3 protein-coding genes are annotated in these 2,822 nt (G+C 73.8%); 2 read left to right on the forward strand and 1 reads right to left on the reverse strand.

What is annotated here, in order from left to right:
* On the reverse strand, nt 1-1,789 hold a 1,789-nt coding region (locus tag ACVMLK_RS20625), incomplete at its 3' end, for a proline dehydrogenase family protein (protein WP_457487487.1).
* A 141-nt stretch (nt 1,790-1,930) separates the two neighbouring features.
* Between ACVMLK_RS20625 and ACVMLK_RS20630 the strand changes: the two genes are divergently transcribed.
* Both ACVMLK_RS20630 and ACVMLK_RS20635 read left to right on the forward strand, forming a co-directional pair.
* A complete protein-coding gene (locus tag ACVMLK_RS20630; RefSeq protein WP_198367675.1) occupies nt 1,931-2,416 on the forward strand; it encodes an Lrp/AsnC ligand binding domain-containing protein in 486 nt (161 codons plus the stop codon).
* Between the two features lie 94 nt (nt 2,417-2,510).
* Nucleotides 2,511-2,822: GntR family transcriptional regulator (locus ACVMLK_RS20635; RefSeq protein WP_457487488.1), on the forward strand; the 312-nt coding region annotated here is incomplete at its 3' end.

The raw sequence follows: 2,822 nt of genomic DNA on the forward strand, positions 1-2,822 counted from the left end.
TGCGGACCTCCCGCGAAGGGCCTTCCGCCCCGTCCTGGCCAGGCTCTGGCGCGCTGTGCAGCGGCACCGCCGCGCCCTCGCCCAGCAGCTCCGCCAGCCGCGCGATCTGGTCCTCGTCGGCGAGGTCGAGGCCGGCGGAGTTGCGGCGCGGCGCCAGCAGGTCGCGCGGCGCCGCGATGCGCGGATGCGGCCGGCCGGGCGGGTCGAGCGCGGCGGCGGCCTCGGCGGGATCCTCCAGCAGGGCCTCGACCGGGATGCCGGGGTCGTTGATGCGGTGGACGAAGGAGGAATTGGCGCCGTTCTCGAGCAGGCGGCGCACCAGATAGGCCAGCAGCGTCTCATGCGTGCCGACGGGCGCGTAGATGCGGCAGGGACGGTCGAGCCTCGAGGGCCCCACCACCTGCTCGTAGAGCGGCTCGCCCATGCCGTGCAGGCACTGGAACTCGTACTGGCCGGGCCGGTAGCGCTCCGGCCCGGCCATGCTGTGCAGGGCGGCCAGCGTCATGGCGTTGTGCGTGGCGAATTGCGGAAAGACCGCGTCGGGCGCGGCGAGCAACCGGCGGGCACAGGCGAGATAGGCGACATCGGTGTGGATCTTGCGCGTGTAGACGGGGAAGTCGGCGAGCCCCTCCTGCTGCGCGCGTTTGATCTCGCTGTCCCAGTAGGCGCCCTTGACCAGCCGCACCATCATCCGCCGCCCCGTGCGCCGCGCCATGTCGATGACGGCATCGACGACGAAGGGCGCGCGCTTCTGGTAGGCCTGGATGACGAAGCCGACGCCGTCCCAGCCACGCAGCGCCGCGTCGCCGCAGAGCGCCTCCAGCAGGTCGAGCGAGATCTCCAGGCGGTCGGCCTCCTCGGCGTCGATGTTGAGGCCGATGTCGTGGCGCCGCGCGCGCCGCGCCAGATCGAGCAGGATGGGCAGCAGCTCCGCCATCACCCGCCCGCGCTGCGCCCGGCTGTAGCGCGGATGCAGCGCCGAGAGCTTGATCGAGATGCCGGGCCCGTCGAGGAGGCCGCGCCCGGCCGAGGCGCGGCCGATGGCCTCGATCGCCCGCTCGTACTCGGCGCGGTAGCGCGCGGCATCGGCCGCCGTCATCGCCGCCTCGCCCAGCATGTCGTAGGAGTAGCGGAAGCCCTTCGCCTCCATGGCGCGGCTGCGCGCGAGCGCGTCCTCGATGGTCTGCCCGGTGACGAACTGCTCGCCCATCATCCGCATGGCGAGATCGACGCCGCGGCGGATCACGGGCTCGCCGGCGCGGGCGATCAGCCGCGTCAGCGCGGCGCCGAGCCCGGCCTCGCTGCTGGTCGCGGCCAGCTTCCCGGTCACCACCAGCCCCCAGGTCGCGGCGTTGACGAAGAGCGAGGGTGAGTGGCCGAGATGCCGCCGCCAGTCCAAGGCCTGGCCGCCGCCGCCGATCTTGTCGCGGATCAGCGCGTCGCGCGTGCCGGCATCGGGGATGCGCAGCAGCGCCTCGGCCAGGCACATGAGCGCCACGCCTTCCTGGCTGGAGAGGGAGAATTCCTGCACCAGCGCCTCCACGCCGCCGCGGCGCGCCTGGGCGCGCAGGCCGAGGATCAGCCGCCGCGCCAGGGCGCGCGCCGCCTCCCGCTCGGCCGGCGCGAGGCGGGCGGCCTCGATCAGCGGCGGCAGGCAGGCGCTCTCCGGGCGGCGGCAGGCGGCCGTGACGGCCCGCCGCAGGGCATCGCGCGGCACGGCCTCGCGCGCCAGCCCGGCGAAGGGCGGTTCGGCGGGCGGCATCGCGCCGGGGATCTCGGACGAGGGCATGGCGGGCTCCGGGGCTGCCCGCCGGAGGGCGGCGGGACGGCGGGATGCTAGAGCAGGCGCGGGCGGATCAGTACGGGACATCGGGCCGGTTCTGCCGCATGATTCTCCCTCTCAGCCAAGATCGCCGCGAAAGATACGGCCATGGACCGGATTGACCTCAGGATTCTGGACATCATCCAGCGCGATGGCCGGATCACCAACCTGGAGCTGGCCGAGCAGATCGGCCTCTCGCCGACGGCGACCAGCGAGCGGTTCCGCCGCCTGGTGAAGGAGGGCTATGTCACCGGCTTCGCGGCCCGCCTCGATCCGCGCAAGCTCGGCTTCGGGCTGCTCGCCTTCGTCGAGGTGTCGCTCGACAAGACCACGCCGGATGCCTTCAGCCGCTTCGCTCGCGCGGTGAACCGCGCGCCGCAGGTCCTGGAATGCCACATGGTGGCCGGCGGCTTCGACTATCTGGTGAAGGTCCGGCTGAAGGACATGAACGCCTATCGCCGCTTCCTGGGCGAGGTGCTCCTCAGCCTGCCGGGCGTGAAGGAGACCCGCACCTACGCGGTGATGGAGGAGGTCAAGGAGGACGCCCCGCTGTCGCTGCTGCGAAGCGTGGAGCCGGCGGGAGAGGCGGGCTGAGGCGGCGGCCCTTCGCCCTTCCGGGCGGGCCCCGAAGGCGTCACCATCCGTGTGGCCTGCCTCCGCCCGGAAGCGGAGGCGGCGGGAGGGATGCATGCGCGAGGGGCCGGACGGGCAGCCTGACATTCGGCCGATGGCGGAGTTCCGCCAGGGCGGGCGGAAGGCCCTCTCCAAGGCCGGGCGCATCGCCGCGCGGCTGGTGGCGGCGATGGAGGGGCGGCAGCTGCGGCCGGGATCGCGCCTGGCCTCCATCCGCCAGGGCGCGCGGGAGCAGGGCGTGTCGAAGAACACCATGGCGGAGGCCTATGAGCGGCTGGTGGCCTCGGGCCATCTGGAGGCGCGACGGGGCGCCGGCTATTTCGTCAGCGGCCGCCCGTCGCGGGGGGGGGGGCGCGGGGGCGGGGGG

This window comes from Teichococcus aerofrigidensis, from assembly GCF_054073225.1.

What these genes read in the sequence shown, in the direction of transcription:
- ACVMLK_RS20630 (WP_198367675.1), top strand. Translation starts at nt 1,931, where the DNA reads ATGGACCGGATTGACCTCAGGATTCTGGACATCATCCAGCGCGATGGC.